This window comes from Escherichia sp. MOD1-EC6300 (genome assembly GCF_002965045.1).
GTDB classification, from domain to species: domain Bacteria; phylum Pseudomonadota; class Gammaproteobacteria; order Enterobacterales; family Enterobacteriaceae; genus Escherichia; species Escherichia coli_F.
Map to the genome: position 1 here is coordinate 159414 of NZ_PTRH01000007.1, position 16984 is coordinate 176397.

Genomic DNA, 16984 nt, shown 5'->3' on the forward strand with positions numbered 1-16984 from the left:
TCCTGGACCTGAATAACACCACTACCTCATAAGCACGGTAGCGGGTGGTTATTGCCTGCAATTAAAGATATAGAGCCGAACACATATGCCTTTTACACTTGGTCAACGCTGGATCAGCGATACAGAAAGCGAATTGGGACTTGGAACCGTTGTCGCGGTGGATGCGCGAACTGTCACTTTACTTTTCCCATCTACTGGTGAAAACCGTCTGTACGCACGCAGTGATTCCCCCGTGACCCGCGTGATGTTCAACCCTGGTGATACCATTACCAGCCATGACGGCTGGCAGATGCAAGTCGAAGAAGTAAAAGAAGAAAATGGCTTGCTGACCTATATCGGTACTCGCCTGGATACTGAAGAGTCCGGCGTAGCCCTGCGTGAAGTTTTCCTTGATAGCAAACTGGTGTTCAGCAAACCGCAGGACCGTCTGTTTGCCGGGCAGATTGACCGTATGGACCGCTTTGCGCTGCGTTATCGCGCACGTAAATATTCCAGCGAACAGTTCCGTATGCCGTACAGCGGCCTGCGCGGTCAGCGTACCAGCCTGATCCCCCATCAGCTCAACATCGCTCATGATGTTGGTCGCCGCCATGCGCCGCGCGTCCTGCTGGCTGACGAAGTGGGTTTAGGGAAAACCATTGAAGCCGGGATGATCCTGCATCAGCAACTGCTCTCTGGCGCTGCTGAACGTGTACTGATTATCGTCCCGGAAACCTTACAGCATCAGTGGCTGGTAGAAATGCTGCGCCGTTTCAACCTGCGTTTTGCCCTGTTTGATGATGAGCGTTACGCCGAAGCCCAGCACGACGCTTACAACCCGTTCGACACCGAACAGCTGGTGATTTGTTCGCTGGATTTTGCCCGTCGTAGCAAACAGCGTCTGGAACATCTCTGTGAAGCCGAATGGGACCTGCTGGTGGTCGATGAAGCGCATCACCTGGTGTGGAGCGAAGATGCGCCGAGCCGTGAATATCAGGCCATTGAACAACTGGCAGAGCATGTGCCCGGCGTTCTGCTGCTGACTGCGACCCCGGAACAACTGGGGATGGAAAGCCACTTCGCCCGTCTGCGCCTGCTGGACCCGAACCGTTTCCACGATTTCGCGCAGTTCGTTGAAGAGCAGAAAAATTATCGTCCAGTAGCAGATGCCGTTGCCATGCTGCTGGCAGGTAACAAACTGAGCAATGATGAACTGAACATGCTCGGTGAGATGATCGGCGAGCAGGATATTGAGCCGTTACTGCAGGCGGCAAACAGCGACAGCGAAGATGCCCAGAGCGCCCGTCAGGAACTGGTTTCCATGCTGATGGATCGCCACGGCACCAGCCGCGTGCTGTTCCGTAACACGCGTAACGGTGTGAAAGGCTTCCCGAAACGCGAGCTGCACACTATTAAGCTGCCGCTGCCGACGCAGTATCAGACGGCGATTAAAGTGTCCGGCATTATGGGCGCACGTAAAAGTGCCGAAGATCGCGCTCGCGATATGCTCTACCCGGAGCGTATTTATCAGGAATTTGAAGGCGATAACGCCACCTGGTGGAACTTCGATCCGCGCGTTGAGTGGCTGATGGGCTACCTGACCAGCCATCGCTCTCAGAAAGTGCTGGTGATCTGCGCTAAAGCCGCTACCGCGCTGCAACTGGAGCAGGTACTGCGTGAGCGTGAAGGTATCCGCGCCGCGGTGTTCCACGAAGGCATGTCGATTATTGAGCGTGACCGCGCTGCGGCATGGTTTGCCGAAGAAGACACCGGCGCGCAGGTGCTGCTGTGTTCGGAAATCGGTTCTGAAGGGCGTAACTTCCAGTTCGCCAGCCACATGGTAATGTTCGATCTGCCGTTCAACCCGGATCTGCTGGAGCAGCGTATTGGTCGTCTGGATCGTATCGGTCAGGCGCACGATATTCAGATCCATGTGCCTTATCTGGAAAAAACCGCTCAGTCGGTACTGGTACGCTGGTATCACGAAGGTCTGGATGCATTCGAGCACACCTGCCCGACCGGACGCACTATCTACGATAGCGTGTATAACGATCTGATTAACTACCTGGCCTCACCGGATCAAACCGAAGGCTTTGACGATCTGATCAAAAACTGCCGCGAGCAGCACGAGGCGTTGAAGGCACAGCTGGAACAGGGTCGTGACCGCCTGCTGGAGATCCATTCCAACGGTGGCGAAAAAGCGCAGGCATTAGCTGAAAGCATTGAAGAGCAGGATGACGATACCAACCTGATCGCCTTCGCCATGAACCTGTTCGATATTATCGGTATCAATCAGGACGATCGCGGCGACAACATGATCGTGCTGACGCCGTCCGATCATATGCTGGTGCCGGACTTCCCGGGCCTGTCGGAAGATGGCATCACCATCACCTTTGATCGTGAAGTGGCGCTGGCGCGTGAAGATGCGCAGTTTATTACCTGGGAGCATCCGCTGATCCGCAACGGTCTGGATCTGATCCTCTCTGGCGATACCGGTAGCAGCACGATTTCACTGTTGAAAAACAAAGCGTTGCCGGTAGGTACGCTGTTGGTGGAACTGATTTATGTCGTTGAAGCCCAGGCTCCGAAGCAGTTGCAGCTCAACCGCTTCCTGCCGCCGACGCCGGTACGTATGCTGCTGGATAAAAATGGCAACAACCTGGCGGCGCAGGTGGAGTTTGAAACCTTTAACCGTCAGCTTAACGCGGTTAACCGCCACACTGGCAGCAAGCTGGTTAATGCCGTGCAGCAAGATGTTCACGCTATCCTTCAGCTGGGTGAAGCGCAGATCGAGAAATCTGCCCGTGCATTGATTGATGCAGCGCGTAACGAAGCCGACGAAAAACTGTCTGCCGAGCTGTCTCGTCTGGAAGCGCTGCGCGCAGTGAACCCGAACATTCGTGACGACGAACTGACCGCTATTGAGAGCAACCGTCAGCAGGTAATGGAAAGTCTGGATCAGGCAGGCTGGCGTCTGGATGCCCTGCGTTTGATCGTTGTGACGCATCAGTAACGGAGCCGAAAATGGGGATGGAAAACTACAATCCACCGCAGGAACCCTGGTTGGTTATCCTGTATCAGGATGACCATATTATGGTGGTCAACAAGCCGAGCGGTTTGTTGTCTGTGCCGGGTCGTCTGGAAGAGCACAAAGACAGCGTGATGACGCGCATTCAGCGTGATTATCCGCAGGCGGAATCGGTGCATCGTCTGGATATGGCTACCAGTGGCGTGATTGTAGTGGCGCTGACCAAAGCCGCGGAGCGGGAGTTAAAACGCCAGTTCCGCGAGCGCGAGCCGAAAAAGCAGTATGTGGCCCGCGTCTGGGGGCATCCATCCCCTGCAGAAGGTCTGGTAGATCTGCCGCTGATTTGCGACTGGCCAAACCGCCCAAAACAGAAAGTCTGTTACGAAACGGGCAAGCCTGCGCAGACGGAATATGAAGTGGTGGAGTATGCAGCGGATAACACGGCAAGAGTGGTGTTAAAACCGATTACCGGGCGTTCGCATCAGCTGCGTGTGCATATGTTGGCGCTGGGTCATCCGATTCTCGGCGATCGTTTTTATGCATCACCAGAAGCGAGAGCTATGGCACCGCGTTTGTTACTACATGCAGAGATGCTGACGATTACCCATCCGGCGTATGGCAATAGTATGACGTTTAAAGCGCCAGCGGATTTTTAACCTTTCCTGTATGTTTATACCCTCATCCTAAGGGCTGCCTCTTGTACATAAATCCCCGAGTCCGGGGATTTTTTTTTCTGCCAAACTGCTTTCAGTTGTTGCGTGTGGCTACGCTTTCCATTCGGTAATTCCCTTCCTGCTCCACAGCGAATTTTTGAACTTTTTTTCACCCGTTGATCGTCTCTAATATTTCATTTTATCGGGTTTGTTATGGTCCTTTCTGATTGTTATTCATGGGCTAATTAGCCGTCTGGTTGGCGATGCCCATCTCGGTGATCCGCGTCGTGCACGACGCCTTGCATCACCAGCCTCTTCTCTAGCTCATCATGCAGGTCTTTCTAATTGTGAAATCATCCCACGCTACTGCTAAGGTTGAAGGGGCGTTCCAGCCCCTTCAACCTTAGCTTATTCTGGATCATTCAATAATTGCGTTGGCAATAATTTTTCAGCAGTACTTTGTTTAGTAGCAACTCCTTCAGTAACAATTTTTTTGGGGGTGATTTTATTAATAATAATTACCTCAGCATATAGGCGGGTAGCACCGTCCACGGTAGCACCGTCCAGGATAGCACCGTCCAGGGTAGCACCGTCCAGGTTAGCATTCCACCCAGGTTTCATGTAAAGGTTTTCATTGCTATATTTCATTATTTTTTTACCAAAGTAACAATCCCTCATGTCAACGCCGGGAAGGTAAGCCTCTCTAAGATCAACGCCCAAGTTACCTGGGCCTTTATGCAGCTGCAACGTCTGAGTACATATCTCCTTATTTTCAATAAAAAAAGTGACACTTAACTCGATATCACCGAAGGTCTCGGCGACCCAGCGCATATTGCCCTTTGCGACCATCTCATCCGGATTTTTTACGCATGTTTTGAGTTCATTGAATAATTCCAGACTATGGATAAACTTTTCTTTCTCATTCTCGTTGACAGCCCCAGTAAAGTATTTTGAGGCGTTGATGTTGCCAGCCTTTTTATTCACGAAATTGAACAGAAGTTTATAAGCCTCAGTCTGTTTATCTGACCAGAACAGATGACGTAACGTCTCCCACAAGCGTTGAAAGATATTCATCTTCACGTCCATCTTGTCCCCGCTCACCATCTTATAAATATCGTTATTGTTCATATTTAAAAGTGTTGCCGGCATGCCTGGAACTGATACTTTCATGGTAATAGCCTCGCATTGAGTTAAAAACTCATGATGCGCGCTCTGAATAAATATACTTTCAAAAATCGCTCATTCAGATATGTGTTTTTTATTTTTAAGACGTAAAAATATAATTCCGCTCGTCGTAAAGCTCTCAACCTTAAGCAGGGTCAACGCGATAAAACCAACAGACCCCCTCCCGTAAACCGTGCATTGAGCCTGTCCACCATTCTGAGTAAACGCCTTTTCTCAAAGAAGTGACCGCCAGGGCGGCCACCTTTAATCGTGGGCAGTTACTCAGCATCATTTACAGGGTTATTTAAACCCCTTCTGCTGCTTTATCAGCTCATAGGCCTGCTGAATTTCCTGCGCTTTTTGCTTCGCCATCTCCATCATCTCAGGCGGTAAACCTTTCGCCACCAACTTATCGGGATGGTGTTCACTCATCAGCTTACGGTAGGCACGTTTGATGGTGGTCGCATCATCCGTCGGCTTCACGCCCAGCACATTACAGGCATCTTCCAGCGTCGGGCCACGCTGCGCTTGCTGCCAGTTACCACCGCCAGATTGCTGCTGATAACCGCCGCCAAACTGTGCACCGCCCTGCATCATGCGCAAAAACTGGTCAAACTGGGCACGGGAGATCCCTAATTCTTCAGCAATGACATACAGCACTGCCCGTTCATTCGGATGCAGCGAACCATCAGCAAACGCCGCCTGAATCTGGATCTCCAGAAACATACGAATTAAGTCAAAACGACCAAAGCAGACACTGCGAAACTGGCGCATCTTTTCGCGCAGTGGGTAATTGTCTGATTTTCCAACCCGGAACGCATTTTGCGCCGCAGTACGGGAAGCACCATGCAGGTTCATTCGGTCCATCAACTGGCTGGCGATATGAATATCAGCCTCCGTGACGCGACCTTTGGATTTGGTTAAATGCCCCATCACTTCAAAAGTGGTGGCAAAAAACAGCGCCTGACGCTCACGCTGGTTGGCGAACCACGCCATTTTACGGCTACGGGCTTTATCAAACATATGGCCAATTAACAGGCCTAACACTACGCCCCAAAAGCCGCCGCCCATCAGTAAGGCCACGGCCACGCCAATGATTTTTCCCCAATACTGCATATATTCCCCAAATCGACACACGGATATCAGGGCTATCTCCCACAATATAAAGGTGCTTTTACCGTTTTCCGGCTGCGGTCAATTGTGGGACATCGCCTATAATTTGCATTATCATACCTGTCATTCAATGCCGTGCCTAACACCACTGACGCTATTCGGACAGGATTAACACTAGCGTAGAGATGACGAGTACGTTAGTCTCTGACCGTTTGTCACGCGCAACGTTACCGATGATGGAACAATAAAATCAACGTATGAAAAAACGTATCCCCACTCTCCTGGCCACCATGATTGCCACCGCCCTTTATAGTCAACAGGGACTGGCAGCCGACCTCGCCTCACAGTGCATGTTGGGCGTGCCAAGCTATGACCGTCCTCTGGTACAGGGCGATACCAATGACTTACCCGTGACTATCAATGCTGACCACGCGAAAGGGGACTACCCGGATGACGCCGTGTTTACTGGCAGCGTGGATATCATGCAGGGTAACAGCCGTCTGCAGGCCGACGAAGTGCAGCTCCATCAAAAAGAGGCACCAGGACAACCGGAGCCAGTACGTACCGTTGATGCGCTCGGTAATGTCCATTACGACGATAACCAGGTCATCCTCAAAGGGCCGAAAGGCTGGGCGAACCTGAACACCAAAGATACCAACGTCTGGGAAGGTGATTACCAGATGGTGGGTCGCCAGGGTCGCGGTAAAGCGGACCTGATGAAACAACGTGGTGAAAACCGCTATACCATTCTGGATAACGGTAGCTTTACCTCCTGTCTGCCGGGTTCCGACACCTGGAGCGTAGTAGGTAGCGAAATTATTCATGACCGCGAAGAACAAGTTGCGGAAATCTGGAACGCCCGCTTTAAAGTGGGTCCGGTACCGATCTTTTATAGCCCGTATTTGCAGTTGCCGGTGGGTGACAAACGTCGTTCTGGTTTCTTGATCCCGAACGCCAAGTACACCACCACCAACTACTTTGAGTTCTACCTGCCATATTACTGGAACATCGCGCCAAATATGGATGCCACCATCACGCCGCATTATATGCATCGTCGTGGCAACATCATGTGGGAGAACGAATTCCGCTACCTCTCCCAGGCGGGCGCAGGTTTGATGGAACTGGACTATCTGCCTTCCGATAAAGTCTATGAAGATGAACACCCGAACGATGACAGTTCACGTCGTTGGTTGTTCTACTGGAACCACTCCGGGGTCATGGATCAGGTGTGGCGTTTCAACGTCGACTACACCAAGGTCAGCGATCCTAGCTACTTCAATGATTTCGATAACAAGTACGGTTCCAGTACTGACGGCTACGCAACGCAAAAATTCAGCGTTGGCTATGCGGTACAAAACTTCAATGCCACCGTTTCAACCAAGCAGTTCCAGGTCTTCAGCGAACAGAACACCAGTAGCTACTCGGCAGAACCGCAGTTAGACGTTAACTACTACCAGAATGATGTTGGTCCATTTGATACGCGCATTTACGGCCAGGCTGTGCACTTTGTTAACACCAGAGACGACATGCCTGAAGCAACCCGTGTTCACCTGGAACCGACCATCAATTTGCCGCTCTCTAATAACTGGGGCAGCATCAATACCGAAGCGAAGTTGCTGGCAACCCATTATCAGCAAACTAATCTTGACTGGTATAACTCCAGAAACACAACCAAGCTGGACGAATCCGTTAACCGTGTGATGCCACAATTCAAAGTTGACGGCAAAATGGTCTTTGAACGCGATATGGAAATGCTGGCTCCGGGTTATACCCAAACGCTGGAACCGCGCGCGCAGTATTTATACGTGCCGTATCGCGATCAGAGCGACATCTATAACTACGACTCGTCTCTGCTGCAATCTGACTACTCAGGCCTGTTCCGGGACCGGACTTATGGCGGTCTTGACCGTATTGCCTCCGCTAACCAGGTGACGACCGGTGTCACATCTCGCATATATGATGATGCTGCCGTTGAACGTTTTAATATTTCCGTTGGTCAAATCTACTATTTCACGGAGTCTCGCACTGGCGATGACAACATAACATGGGAGAATGACGACAAAACGGGCTCACTGGTATGGGCAGGCGATACCTACTGGCGTATCTCCGAGCGCTGGGGGTTGCGTGGCGGGATTCAGTACGACACGCGCCTGGATAACGTAGCCACCAGTAACTCCAGCATTGAATACCGTCGGGATGAAGACCGTCTGGTGCAGTTGAACTACCGTTACGCCAGCCCGGAATATATTCAGGCTACGCTGCCTAAGTACTATTCCACGGCAGAGCAGTATAAGAATGGTATTTCGCAGGTAGGTGCCGTCGCCAGCTGGCCAATTGCCGATCGTTGGTCAATTGTCGGGGCCTACTACTACGACACCAATGCGAACAAGCAAGCCGACTCTATGTTAGGTGTGCAATATAGCTCCTGCTGCTATGCGATTCGCGTCGGTTACGAGCGGAAGCTGAACGGTTGGGATAACGATAAACAACATGCGGTATATGACAACGCAATCGGCTTTAACATCGAACTTCGCGGCCTGAGCTCCAACTACGGTCTGGGTACGCAAGAGATGCTGCGTTCGAACATTCTGCCGTATCAAAACACTTTGTGATTTGTTGATTTACCACGTAATCCGCAGTGCGGTTAATTGAAATGGAAAAAGTATGAAGAACTGGAAAACGCTGCTTCTCGGTATCGCCATGATCGCGAATACCAGTTTCGCTGCCCCCCAGGTAGTCGATAAAGTCGCAGCCGTCGTCAATAACGGCGTCGTGCTGGAAAGCGACGTTGATGGATTAATGCAGTCGGTAAAACTGAACGCTGCTCAGGCAAGACAGCAACTTCCTGATGACGCGACGCTGCGCCACCAAATCATGGAACGTTTGATCATGGATCAAATCATCCTGCAGATGGGGCAGAAAATGGGAGTGAAAATCTCCGATGAGCAGCTCGATCAGGCGATTGCTAACATCGCGAAGCAAAACAACATGACGCTGGATCAGATGCGCAGCCGTCTGGCTTACGACGGTCTGAACTACAACACCTATCGTAACCAGATCCGCAAAGAGATGATTATCTCTGAAGTGCGTAACAACGAAGTGCGTCGTCGCATCACTATCCTGCCGCAGGAAGTCGAATCTCTGGCGCAGCAGGTGGGTAACCAAAACGATGCCAGCACTGAGCTGAACCTGAGCCACATCCTGATTCCGCTGCCAGAAAACCCGACCTCTGATCAGGTGAACGAAGCGGAAAGCCAGGCGCGTGCCATTGTCGATCAGGCGCGTAACGGCGCTGATTTCGGTAAACTGGCGATTGCTCACTCTGCCGACCAGCAGGCGCTGAACGGCGGCCAGATGGGCTGGGGTCGCATTCAGGAGCTGCCGGGGATCTTCGCCCAGGCATTAAGCACCGCGAAGAAAGGCGACATTGTTGGCCCGATTCGTTCCGGCGTTGGCTTCCATATTCTGAAAGTTAACGACCTGCGCGGTGAAAGCAAAAACATCTCGGTGACCGAAGTTCATGCTCGCCATATTCTGCTGAAACCGTCGCCGATCATGACCGACGAACAGGCCCGCGTGAAACTGGAGCAAATTGCTGCCGATATCAAGAGTGGTAAAACGACTTTTGCCGCTGCAGCGAAAGAGTTTTCTCAGGATCCAGGCTCTGCTAACCAGGGCGGCGATCTCGGCTGGGCTACACCAGATATTTTCGATCCAGCCTTCCGTGATGCGCTGACCCGCCTGAACAAAGGTCAAATGAGTGCACCGGTTCACTCTTCATTCGGCTGGCATTTAATCGAGCTGCTGGATACCCGTAATGTCGATAAAACCGACGCTGCGCAGAAAGATCGTGCGTACCGCATGCTGATGAACCGTAAGTTCTCGGAAGAAGCAGCAAGCTGGATGCAGGAACAACGTGCCAGCGCCTACGTTAAAATCCTGAGCAACTAATGGTTAAAACCCAACGTGTTGTGATCACTCCCGGCGAGCCCGCCGGGATTGGCCCGGACTTAGTTGTCCAGCTTGCACAGCGTGAGTGGCCGGTCGAACTGGTTGTTTGTGCCGATGCCACTCTCCTTACCGACCGGGCAGCGATGCTCGGTTTGCCGCTCACCCTCCGCCCTTATACCCCCAACTCCCCTGCACAACCGCAAACTGCGGGCACATTAACGCTACTTCCTGTCGCGCTACGTGAATCTGTCACTGCGGGGCAGTTAGCGGTTGAAAATGGGCATTATGTGGTGGAGACGCTGGCGCGAGCGTGTGATGGCTGTCTGCACGGTGAATTTGCTGCGCTGATCACAGGCCCCGTGCATAAAGGCGTTATTAACGACGCTGGCATTCCATTTACCGGTCATACCGAGTTTTTCGAAGAGCGCTCACAGGCAAAAAAAGTGGTGATGATGCTGGCGACCGAAGAACTTCGCGTGGCGCTGGCAACGACGCATTTACCGCTGCGCGATATCGCAGATGCTATCACCCCTGCGCTTTTGCACGAAGTGATTGCTATTTTGCATCACGATTTGCGGACCAAATTTGGTATTGCCGAACCGCGCATTCTGGTCTGCGGGCTGAATCCGCACGCAGGCGAAGGCGGTCATATGGGTACGGAAGAGATAGACACCATTATTCCGGTGCTCGACGAGCTGCGGGCGCAGGGGATGAAACTTAACGGGCCGCTGCCTGCCGATACCCTGTTTCAGCCGAAATATCTCGATAACGCCGACGCCGTGCTGGCGATGTACCACGATCAGGGTCTTCCCGTGCTAAAATACCAGGGCTTCGGGCGCGGTGTGAACATTACGCTGGGCCTGCCCTTTATTCGCACATCAGTGGACCACGGCACCGCGCTTGAACTGGCGGGACGTGGCAAAGCCGATGTCGGCAGTTTTATTACGGCGCTTAATCTCGCCATCAAAATGATTGTTAACACCCAATGAATAATCGAGTCCACCAGGGCCACTTAGCCCGTAAACGCTTCGGGCAAAACTTTCTCAACGATCAGTTCGTGATCGACAGCATTGTTTCTGCCATTAACCCGCAGAAGGGCCAGGCGATGGTCGAAATCGGCCCCGGTCTGGCGGCATTGACCGAACCGGTCGGCGAACGTCTGGACCAGCTGACGGTCATCGAACTTGACCGCGATCTGGCGGCACGTCTGCAAACGCATCCATTCTTAGGCCCGAAACTGACGATTTATCAGCAGGATGCGATGACCTTTAACTTTGGCGAACTGGCCGAGAAAATGGGCCAGCCGCTGCGTGTTTTCGGCAACCTGCCTTATAACATCTCCACGCCGTTGATGTTCCATCTGTTTAGCTATACTGATGCCATTGCCGACATGCACTTTATGTTGCAAAAAGAGGTGGTGAATCGTCTGGTTGCAGGACCGAACAGCAAGGCGTATGGTCGATTAAGCGTCATGGCGCAATACTATTGCAACGTGATCCCGGTGCTGGAAGTACCGCCGTCAGCCTTTACACCACCACCCAAAGTGGATTCCGCCGTCGTGCGCCTGGTTCCTCATGCAACGATGCCTCACCCGGTTAAAGATGTTCGCGTGTTGAGCCGCATCACCACCGAAGCCTTTAACCAGCGTCGTAAAACCATTCGTAACAGCCTCGGCAACCTGTTTAGCGTCGAGGTATTAACAGGAATGGGGATCGACCCGGCGATGCGAGCGGAAAATATCTCTGTCGCGCAATATTGCCAGATGGCGAACTATCTGGCGGAGAACGCGCCTTTGCAGGAGAGTTAACGATGATCAATTCGCCCCGAGTGTGTATTCAGGTTCAAAGCGTCTACATTGAGGCACAATCTTCACCTGATAATGAACGTTACGTTTTTGCTTATACCGTAACCATACGCAATCTGGGGCGAGCGCCAGTGCAGTTGTTGGGGCGTTACTGGCTGATCACCAATGGCAATGGCCGTGAAACCGAAGTCCAGGGCGAAGGAGTGGTTGGCGTCCAGCCACTTATCGCGCCTGGCGAAGAGTACCAGTACACCAGCGGTGCAATCATTGAAACCCCGCTGGGCACCATGCAGGGTCACTACGAAATGATCGATGAAAATGGCGTCCCTTTCAGCATCGACATTCCCGTATTCCGACTCGCAGTTCCCACACTCATTCATTAAAAGAATATGGCGACATACCTTATTGGCGACGTTCATGGTTGTTACGATGAACTGATCGCATTGCTGCATAAAGTAGAATTTACCCCTGGGAAAGATACCCTCTGGCTGACAGGCGATCTGGTTGCGCGCGGCCCTGGTTCGCTGGATGTTCTGCGCTATGTGAAATCCTTAGGCGACAGCGTACGTCTGGTGCTGGGCAATCACGATCTGCATCTGCTGGCGGTATTCGCCGGGATCAGCCGCAATAAACCGAAAGATCGCCTGACACCGCTGCTGGAAGCGCCGGATGCCGACGAGCTGCTTAACTGGCTGCGTCGCCAGCCTTTGCTGCAAATCGACGAAGAGAAAAAGCTGGTAATGGCCCACGCAGGGATCACGCCGCAGTGGGATCTGCAGACCGCCAAAGAGTGCGCACGCGATGTAGAAGCGGTGCTGTCGAGCGACTCCTATCCCTTCTTTCTCGACGCTATGTACGGCGATATGCCAAATAACTGGTCACCGGAATTGCGGGGGTTGGGAAGACTGCGTTTTATCACCAACGCCTTTACCCGTATGCGTTTTTGCTTCCCGAACGGTCAACTGGATATGTACAGCAAAGAATCGCCGGAAGAAGCCCCTGCCCCACTGAAACCGTGGTTTGCGATTCCTGGCCCCGTCGCTGAAGAGTACAGCATCGCCTTTGGTCACTGGGCATCGCTGGAGGGCAAAGGTACGCCGGAAGGTATTTACGCGCTGGATACCGGCTGCTGCTGGGGGGGGACATTAACCTGCCTGCGCTGGGAAGATAAACAGTATTTTGTCCAGCCGTCGAACCGGCATAAGGATTTGGGCGAAGGAGAGGCGGTCGCGTCTTAAATCCCGTCGAGCATAAAATCTAATGCTCCTTTAATCAAAGTTCGGTGCGCGCTGGCATCGCAAAATTTCGTTCCCAGCGTGTTAACTGGAACAGTTGCAGTCTCATGCGTCATGAGCACATAATCTTTGCCGTCTACCAGTAAAAGGATTGGGTTAAGTCGTTCTGGTGGGCGAATATGGCTAAATCGTTCAATAGGTGTTAATGGAATAACGATACGGCGATTAATCTCACCAATAATGTCGCTGGTAACATCGATAACAAAGGGAAACGCGGCGTTCCTGCCGCGACTGCGGTATACCGTAAATTGCATCGCTAGAAGCTCCGGTACTCATCAGAGAAACATCCGGTTTCATCAGCCAATTGGTTTAACGCAGCGATAGCTTCTGCGTTCTCTTCACGCCAACGTGTTGCTGCATGTTTTTTAAGTTCAGCATTGAGCGCAACCGTAAGGGTGGCGCTCATATTTAAGCCTGCATCACGAGCGCGATTGACTAACTCACGGTCGACGGTGACGGTCACACTTTGTGTGGTACGTTTTGCAGTCATGATATCGTGCTCCTGTACAATTTATACGTCTAGTATACACGGATATCTGCACGTATCAGTGATGCCGGAATTCTAATATACAAACTTACCGCCGCTCCAGAATCTCAAAGCAATAGCTATGAGAGTTCTGCGCATCAGCGTCGTGGAATTCGCTGAATACCGATTCCCAGTCATCCGGCTCGTAATCCGGGAAATGGGTGTCGCCTTCCACTTCTGCGTCGATATGCGTCAGATACAGTTTTTGCGCTTTGGGCAGGAACTGCTCATAAACGCGACCACCGCCAATCACCATGATTTCTGGTACGTCACCACACGCCGCGATGGCTTCATCCACCGACTTCACCCACGTTACGCGATCATCCGTACCCGGTTGACTGCTGAGGATAATATTTTTGCGTCCTGGCAGCGGACGACCGATGGATTCCCAGGTATGGCGGCCCATAATCACGGGTTTATTTAAGGTGTTGCGTTTAAACCAGGCGAGATCGGCAGGCAGGTTCCACGGCATGGCGTTTTCCATGCCGATAACGCGATCTACCGCTAACGCCGCAATCAGACTAATCATTGATTTATCCTGGATAAAAAAAATTGTCGCCACTATACGTAAAGCGTAAACCGTCGTCGACTGGTGCGAGGATGATGTTGAGGAAAATTTTATATTCTGCTGGCGAGTCCACGCTCTCCCCCTGGACTCGCCGCATTACAATGAAACAAAAACAAACAGTTAGCTGTAAAGTGTGATTTACGTCACTCTTTATTAGGATGAGGGCTTCGTTTCCGGTTCATCCGCCATATTGCCGGTATGTTTCCCTTCTTCGGTTCCCTGCCAGCCATGTCGTTGAATTAATGACAGATGTTCACGGTCCTCAGTAATGATCTCACTTAACATCGCGCTGGTACGTTTATAGACCGCCGCACGGGCTTTGGTGTCGTTCTCAACCATTGCCATCTCTTCCACCATCTGAATATTAAAACGGCGAAAAACATCGGCGCGCTCCCGTGCTTCATACGGTCCCAGACCTAAACTTTCCAGCGCCAGACGCCCGGTTTTCAGCGCACCTTCAAAGGTTTCACGCTCTGGCTTTTCAACGCCTGCCTGACGCAAACGAATGTAGTGATCGACATCGCGGGCGCGGGCAATAATCTGCAGATGCGGGAAATGTTCTTTCACCATCTCCGTCAGTTGCAGGTTGGTTTGTGGATCGTCAATGGCGTTAATCAGCACTTCTGCTTTCGCCGCTCCGGCAGACTCCAGTAAATCCATCCGCGTGGCATCGCCGTAAAACACTTTCATGCCAAATTTGCGCAAGGTTTCGATATGGTCAGGATCATGATCGAGCACCACCATTTTCACCCCGCTGGAGAGCAGTAAACGTCCGGTAATCTGTCCATAACGACCGAATCCAGCAATGATCACCCGCGGCTGTTCTTCATCAATCTCATCAGCTTCACGCGCTTGTTCGGTAGAAGATTGCTCAAGGCGATTAAGGATCACCAGCAGAATCGGCGTTGCCGCCATCGACAGCGCCACCGCCAGGGTCAGCGATTTCGCCCACTCCGGCTCTAGCACATTCGCCATTTGCGCCGCGCCAAATACCACAAAGGCAAACTCACTGCCCTGCCCTAACAGCACCGCAAACCAGCGACGCTGTTTATTCGGCACCTGCAACGGTCGGGCAATCAGCCACAGCATAGCGATTTTGATGATGAGGAAACCAAGCAGCAAAATGACAATACGCAATGGGTTTTCAATCAGCGTGCCAAAGTCTATCGACATGCCAACACCGATGAAAAACAGCCCCAACAGCAAACCTTTAAATGGCTCGATATCGCTTTCCAACGCATGGCGGTATTCCGAGCTTGCCAGCAGTACGCCCGCCAGAAACGCGCCCATCGCCATCGACAAGCCGACCTCTTCCAGCAGCAAACCAAAGCCAAACACGAGGAATAAAGCCACGGCACTAAACACTTCCCGCAAGCCAGAGCGGGCAACAAAACGCAGCGCCGGACGCGTGACATAGCGCCCCAGCAGTACCACCAGCACCAGTGCACCCGCCACTTTTAACGCCGAGAGAGCAAATGCGCCCATCGTCGTCGAGGCACTGCTCGCCGCCAGTAGCGGGATCATCGCTACCAGCGGGATCGCGGCGATATCCTGGAACAGCAGCACCGCAAAGGCGCTACGGCCCATTTGTGTCACCATCAGGTTGCGTTCATTCATCGCCTGCATGGCAATTGCCGTTGATGAGAGCGCCAGTGTCATGCCGATCAGTTCCGCTACCTGCCAGCGCAGCCCAAGGAACATGCAGAACAGCCCCAGCAGGCCGCCGCAAACCACCATCTGTAATGCACCACCACCAAACACTGCCGCACGCAACTTCCACAGCCTTTGTGGATCGAGTTCGAGGCCGATAATAAACAGCATCAGCACCACGCCGATCTCGGCAAAGTGCAGAATAGATTCGGCATCGGTCACCAGTCGCAGCCCCCACGGGCCAATAATGCAGCCCGCGATCAGGTAGCCAAGAACCGAGCCAAGCCCAAGGCGCACCGCAATAGGTACAATCAGCGCCGCCGAACCGAGATAAATCAGCGCCTGAATCAGCGTATGGCTATCCATGATATGCCTCCTGCCATTCCAGCAGACGTTGCTTATAATGACGCGCCTGCCCTTCGAGGGTTTCGTCGTCACAAATAAAGGTGCAGTGCATAGCAAACGGAGGCAGCCAGTTCAGCCCGCAGTAGATTGCCGTCGCCTGTAGCGGCTGCGACAGCACATCAAAGCCCGGATGCGCGCCAATCTCAAAATGACTTTCCCCGCCGCCGGTCGTCACCGCCCACAGCAAATGTTTACCATGCAGTGCCGTGCCGCCGTGACCGTAAGCCCAGCCGTGCGAGAAGACTTTATCGATCCAAAGTTTAAGGAGCGGAGGAATGCTGTACCACTGCATCGGGTGCTGCCAGACGATCAGGTCGGCGCGAGACAACGCCTCCTGCTCGGCAGCAATATCGATATTGAAGTCAGGATAGAGTTGATAAAGAGAGCGAACTTCGACGCCTTCCAGCGTCCTTGCGTGTTCAAGCATCCGTTTATTCGCATGAGAATGATGCGGATACGGATGCGCATAAATTATGAGGATCATAGTTAACTCGCGTGTTTACGCCTTTGTTTTCCCACAAAGTGTAGTCATATATTCACGCGGCTTATAGTCAATAATATTGATTCAGAAAAAGCAGAAATCTGAATCAGTTGTCCAACTCACTCATATCTTTAACCTGATCGCGGTTGATCTGTTCAGTTTGCCCGGTTTGCGCATTTTTGTAAGAAACCAGCCCGGTATCGTCATCAACCTGCGGTTTACCATCGGTGACTATCGTTTGGCCATCGGTTGTTCTTACCGCCTGGTTTGAGGAACAGCCAGCCACAGTGAACATTACCGCCGCGGCGAAGATTGATGTGATCAATACTTTATGTTGCATCGTCTTTTCCTCTGCTTTGCTGTAGTA

At 52.2% G+C, this 16984-nt stretch carries 16 protein-coding genes and 1 pseudogene; 9 read left to right on the forward strand and 8 right to left on the reverse strand.

The features are described from left to right. Positions 1 to 85 precede the first annotated feature (85 nt). From rapA to BGE37_RS13045, 3 genes and pseudogenes are all read left to right on the forward strand, one after another. Positions 86 to 2992 (forward strand): RNA polymerase-associated protein RapA, encoded by a 2907-nt coding sequence (gene rapA / locus BGE37_RS13035; protein ID WP_001117011.1) that lies wholly within the window; start codon positions 86 to 88, stop codon positions 2990 to 2992. An 11-nt stretch (positions 2993 to 3003) separates the two neighbouring features. Further along, the gene (rluA, locus tag BGE37_RS13040) at positions 3004 to 3663 is read left to right on the forward strand and encodes a bifunctional tRNA pseudouridine(32) synthase/23S rRNA pseudouridine(746) synthase RluA (RefSeq protein WP_000525176.1); all 660 of its coding nucleotides are present in this window, start codon (positions 3004 to 3006) and stop codon (positions 3661 to 3663) included. A 210-nt stretch (positions 3664 to 3873) separates the two neighbouring features. Continuing rightward, positions 3874 to 4052 (forward strand): annotated as a pseudogene (locus BGE37_RS13045) (transposase DNA-binding-containing protein); the annotation flags it as partial. 16 nt (positions 4053 to 4068) lie between these two features. Here the strand turns inward: BGE37_RS13045 and espY1 are convergent. Beyond that, complete coding sequence (espY1, locus tag BGE37_RS13050; protein WP_088541454.1) at positions 4069 to 4830, reverse strand: T3SS effector EspY1; 762 nt, start codon at positions 4828 to 4830, stop codon at positions 4069 to 4071. Between the two features lie 294 nt (positions 4831 to 5124). Next, positions 5125 to 5940: a co-chaperone DjlA gene (gene djlA / locus BGE37_RS13055; protein ID WP_001200573.1), complete on the reverse strand. Its 816-nt coding sequence runs from the start codon at positions 5938 to 5940 to the stop codon at positions 5125 to 5127. Positions 5941 to 6194: 254 nt separating this feature from the next. On the opposite strand from djlA, the gene lptD reads away from it, so the two are divergent. From lptD to apaH, 6 genes are read left to right on the forward strand one after another with little or no spacing between them, the layout of a single operon-like run. After that, complete coding sequence (lptD, locus tag BGE37_RS13060; RefSeq protein ID WP_000746151.1) at positions 6195 to 8549, forward strand: LPS assembly protein LptD; 2355 nt, start codon at positions 6195 to 6197, stop codon at positions 8547 to 8549. A gap of 52 nt (positions 8550 to 8601) precedes the next feature. Beyond that, positions 8602 to 9888, forward strand: coding sequence for a peptidylprolyl isomerase SurA (gene surA, locus BGE37_RS13065; protein WP_000800457.1), 1287 nt, complete (start codon positions 8602 to 8604; stop codon positions 9886 to 9888). Continuing rightward, entirely contained in the window at positions 9888 to 10877 is a 990-nt protein-coding gene (gene pdxA, locus BGE37_RS13070) for a 4-hydroxythreonine-4-phosphate dehydrogenase PdxA (RefSeq protein ID WP_105288079.1), read from the forward strand. The genes surA and pdxA overlap by 1 nt, the downstream gene beginning before the upstream one ends. Next, positions 10874 to 11695: a 16S rRNA (adenine(1518)-N(6)/adenine(1519)-N(6))-dimethyltransferase RsmA gene (gene rsmA, locus BGE37_RS13075; RefSeq protein ID WP_001065381.1), complete on the forward strand. Its 822-nt coding sequence runs from the start codon at positions 10874 to 10876 to the stop codon at positions 11693 to 11695. Before pdxA ends, rsmA begins: the two co-directional genes overlap by 4 nt. Before the next feature lie 2 nt (positions 11696 to 11697). Further along, positions 11698 to 12075, forward strand: coding sequence for a Co2+/Mg2+ efflux protein ApaG (apaG, locus tag BGE37_RS13080; protein WP_000610901.1), 378 nt, complete (start codon positions 11698 to 11700; stop codon positions 12073 to 12075). 6 nt (positions 12076 to 12081) lie between these two features. Further along, complete coding sequence (gene apaH, locus BGE37_RS13085) at positions 12082 to 12930, forward strand: bis(5'-nucleosyl)-tetraphosphatase (symmetrical) ApaH (RefSeq protein ID WP_000257193.1); 849 nt, start codon at positions 12082 to 12084, stop codon at positions 12928 to 12930. On the opposite strand, the gene BGE37_RS13090 is transcribed toward apaH, so the two are convergent. From BGE37_RS13090 to BGE37_RS13120, 6 genes are all read right to left on the reverse strand, one after another. Beyond that, positions 12927 to 13241, reverse strand: coding sequence for a CcdB family protein (locus BGE37_RS13090; RefSeq protein ID WP_105277274.1), 315 nt, complete (start codon positions 13239 to 13241; stop codon positions 12927 to 12929). The genes apaH and BGE37_RS13090 overlap by 4 nt on opposite strands. 2 nt (positions 13242 to 13243) lie before the next feature. After that, positions 13244 to 13477: a type II toxin-antitoxin system CcdA family antitoxin gene (locus BGE37_RS13095; RefSeq protein ID WP_000125566.1), complete on the reverse strand. Its 234-nt coding sequence runs from the start codon at positions 13475 to 13477 to the stop codon at positions 13244 to 13246. Between the two features lie 85 nt (positions 13478 to 13562). Further along, positions 13563 to 14042 carry a type 3 dihydrofolate reductase gene (gene folA / locus BGE37_RS13100; RefSeq protein ID WP_000624375.1) on the reverse strand — a complete coding sequence of 160 codons (480 nt, stop codon included), beginning with the start codon at positions 14040 to 14042 and terminating at the stop codon, positions 13563 to 13565. Between the two features lie 192 nt (positions 14043 to 14234). Further along, a complete protein-coding gene (kefC, locus tag BGE37_RS13110) occupies positions 14235 to 16097 on the reverse strand; it encodes a glutathione-regulated potassium-efflux system protein KefC (RefSeq protein WP_105267144.1) in 1863 nt (620 codons plus the stop codon). After that, complete coding sequence (gene kefF / locus BGE37_RS13115; RefSeq protein WP_000600701.1) at positions 16090 to 16620, reverse strand: glutathione-regulated potassium-efflux system oxidoreductase KefF; 531 nt, start codon at positions 16618 to 16620, stop codon at positions 16090 to 16092. Before kefF ends, kefC begins: the two co-directional genes overlap by 8 nt. A gap of 103 nt (positions 16621 to 16723) precedes the next feature. Then, a complete protein-coding gene (locus tag BGE37_RS13120) occupies positions 16724 to 16957 on the reverse strand; it encodes a YgdI/YgdR family lipoprotein (protein ID WP_032183186.1) in 234 nt (77 codons plus the stop codon). Positions 16958 to 16984 lie beyond the last annotated feature (27 nt).

Excerpts from the sequence above, each read along its gene's own strand:
- djlA (WP_001200573.1), bottom strand. The coding sequence starts at position 5,940 with ATGCAGTATTGGGGAAAAATCATTGGCGTGGCCGTGGCCTTACTGATG.
- pdxA (WP_105288079.1), top strand. The coding sequence starts at position 9,888 with ATGGTTAAAACCCAACGTGTTGTGATCACTCCCGGCGAGCCCGCCGGG.
- BGE37_RS13095 (WP_000125566.1), bottom strand. The coding sequence starts at position 13,477 with ATGACTGCAAAACGTACCACACAAAGTGTGACCGTCACCGTCGACCGT.
- espY1 (WP_088541454.1), bottom strand. The coding sequence starts at position 4,830 with ATGAAAGTATCAGTTCCAGGCATGCCGGCAACACTTTTAAATATGAAC.
- folA (WP_000624375.1), bottom strand. The coding sequence starts at position 14,042 with ATGATTAGTCTGATTGCGGCGTTAGCGGTAGATCGCGTTATCGGCATG.
- kefC (WP_105267144.1), bottom strand. The coding sequence starts at position 16,097 with ATGGATAGCCATACGCTGATTCAGGCGCTGATTTATCTCGGTTCGGCG.
- rsmA (WP_001065381.1), top strand. The coding sequence starts at position 10,874 with ATGAATAATCGAGTCCACCAGGGCCACTTAGCCCGTAAACGCTTCGGG.
- apaH (WP_000257193.1), top strand. The coding sequence starts at position 12,082 with ATGGCGACATACCTTATTGGCGACGTTCATGGTTGTTACGATGAACTG.
- apaG (WP_000610901.1), top strand. The coding sequence starts at position 11,698 with ATGATCAATTCGCCCCGAGTGTGTATTCAGGTTCAAAGCGTCTACATT.
- BGE37_RS13120 (WP_032183186.1), bottom strand. The coding sequence starts at position 16,957 with ATGCAACATAAAGTATTGATCACATCAATCTTCGCCGCGGCGGTAATG.
- surA (WP_000800457.1), top strand. The coding sequence starts at position 8,602 with ATGAAGAACTGGAAAACGCTGCTTCTCGGTATCGCCATGATCGCGAAT.
- rluA (WP_000525176.1), top strand. The coding sequence starts at position 3,004 with ATGGGGATGGAAAACTACAATCCACCGCAGGAACCCTGGTTGGTTATC.
- rapA (WP_001117011.1), top strand. The coding sequence starts at position 86 with ATGCCTTTTACACTTGGTCAACGCTGGATCAGCGATACAGAAAGCGAA.
- lptD (WP_000746151.1), top strand. The coding sequence starts at position 6,195 with ATGAAAAAACGTATCCCCACTCTCCTGGCCACCATGATTGCCACCGCC.
- BGE37_RS13090 (WP_105277274.1), bottom strand. The coding sequence starts at position 13,241 with ATGCAATTTACGGTATACCGCAGTCGCGGCAGGAACGCCGCGTTTCCC.
- kefF (WP_000600701.1), bottom strand. The coding sequence starts at position 16,620 with ATGATCCTCATAATTTATGCGCATCCGTATCCGCATCATTCTCATGCG.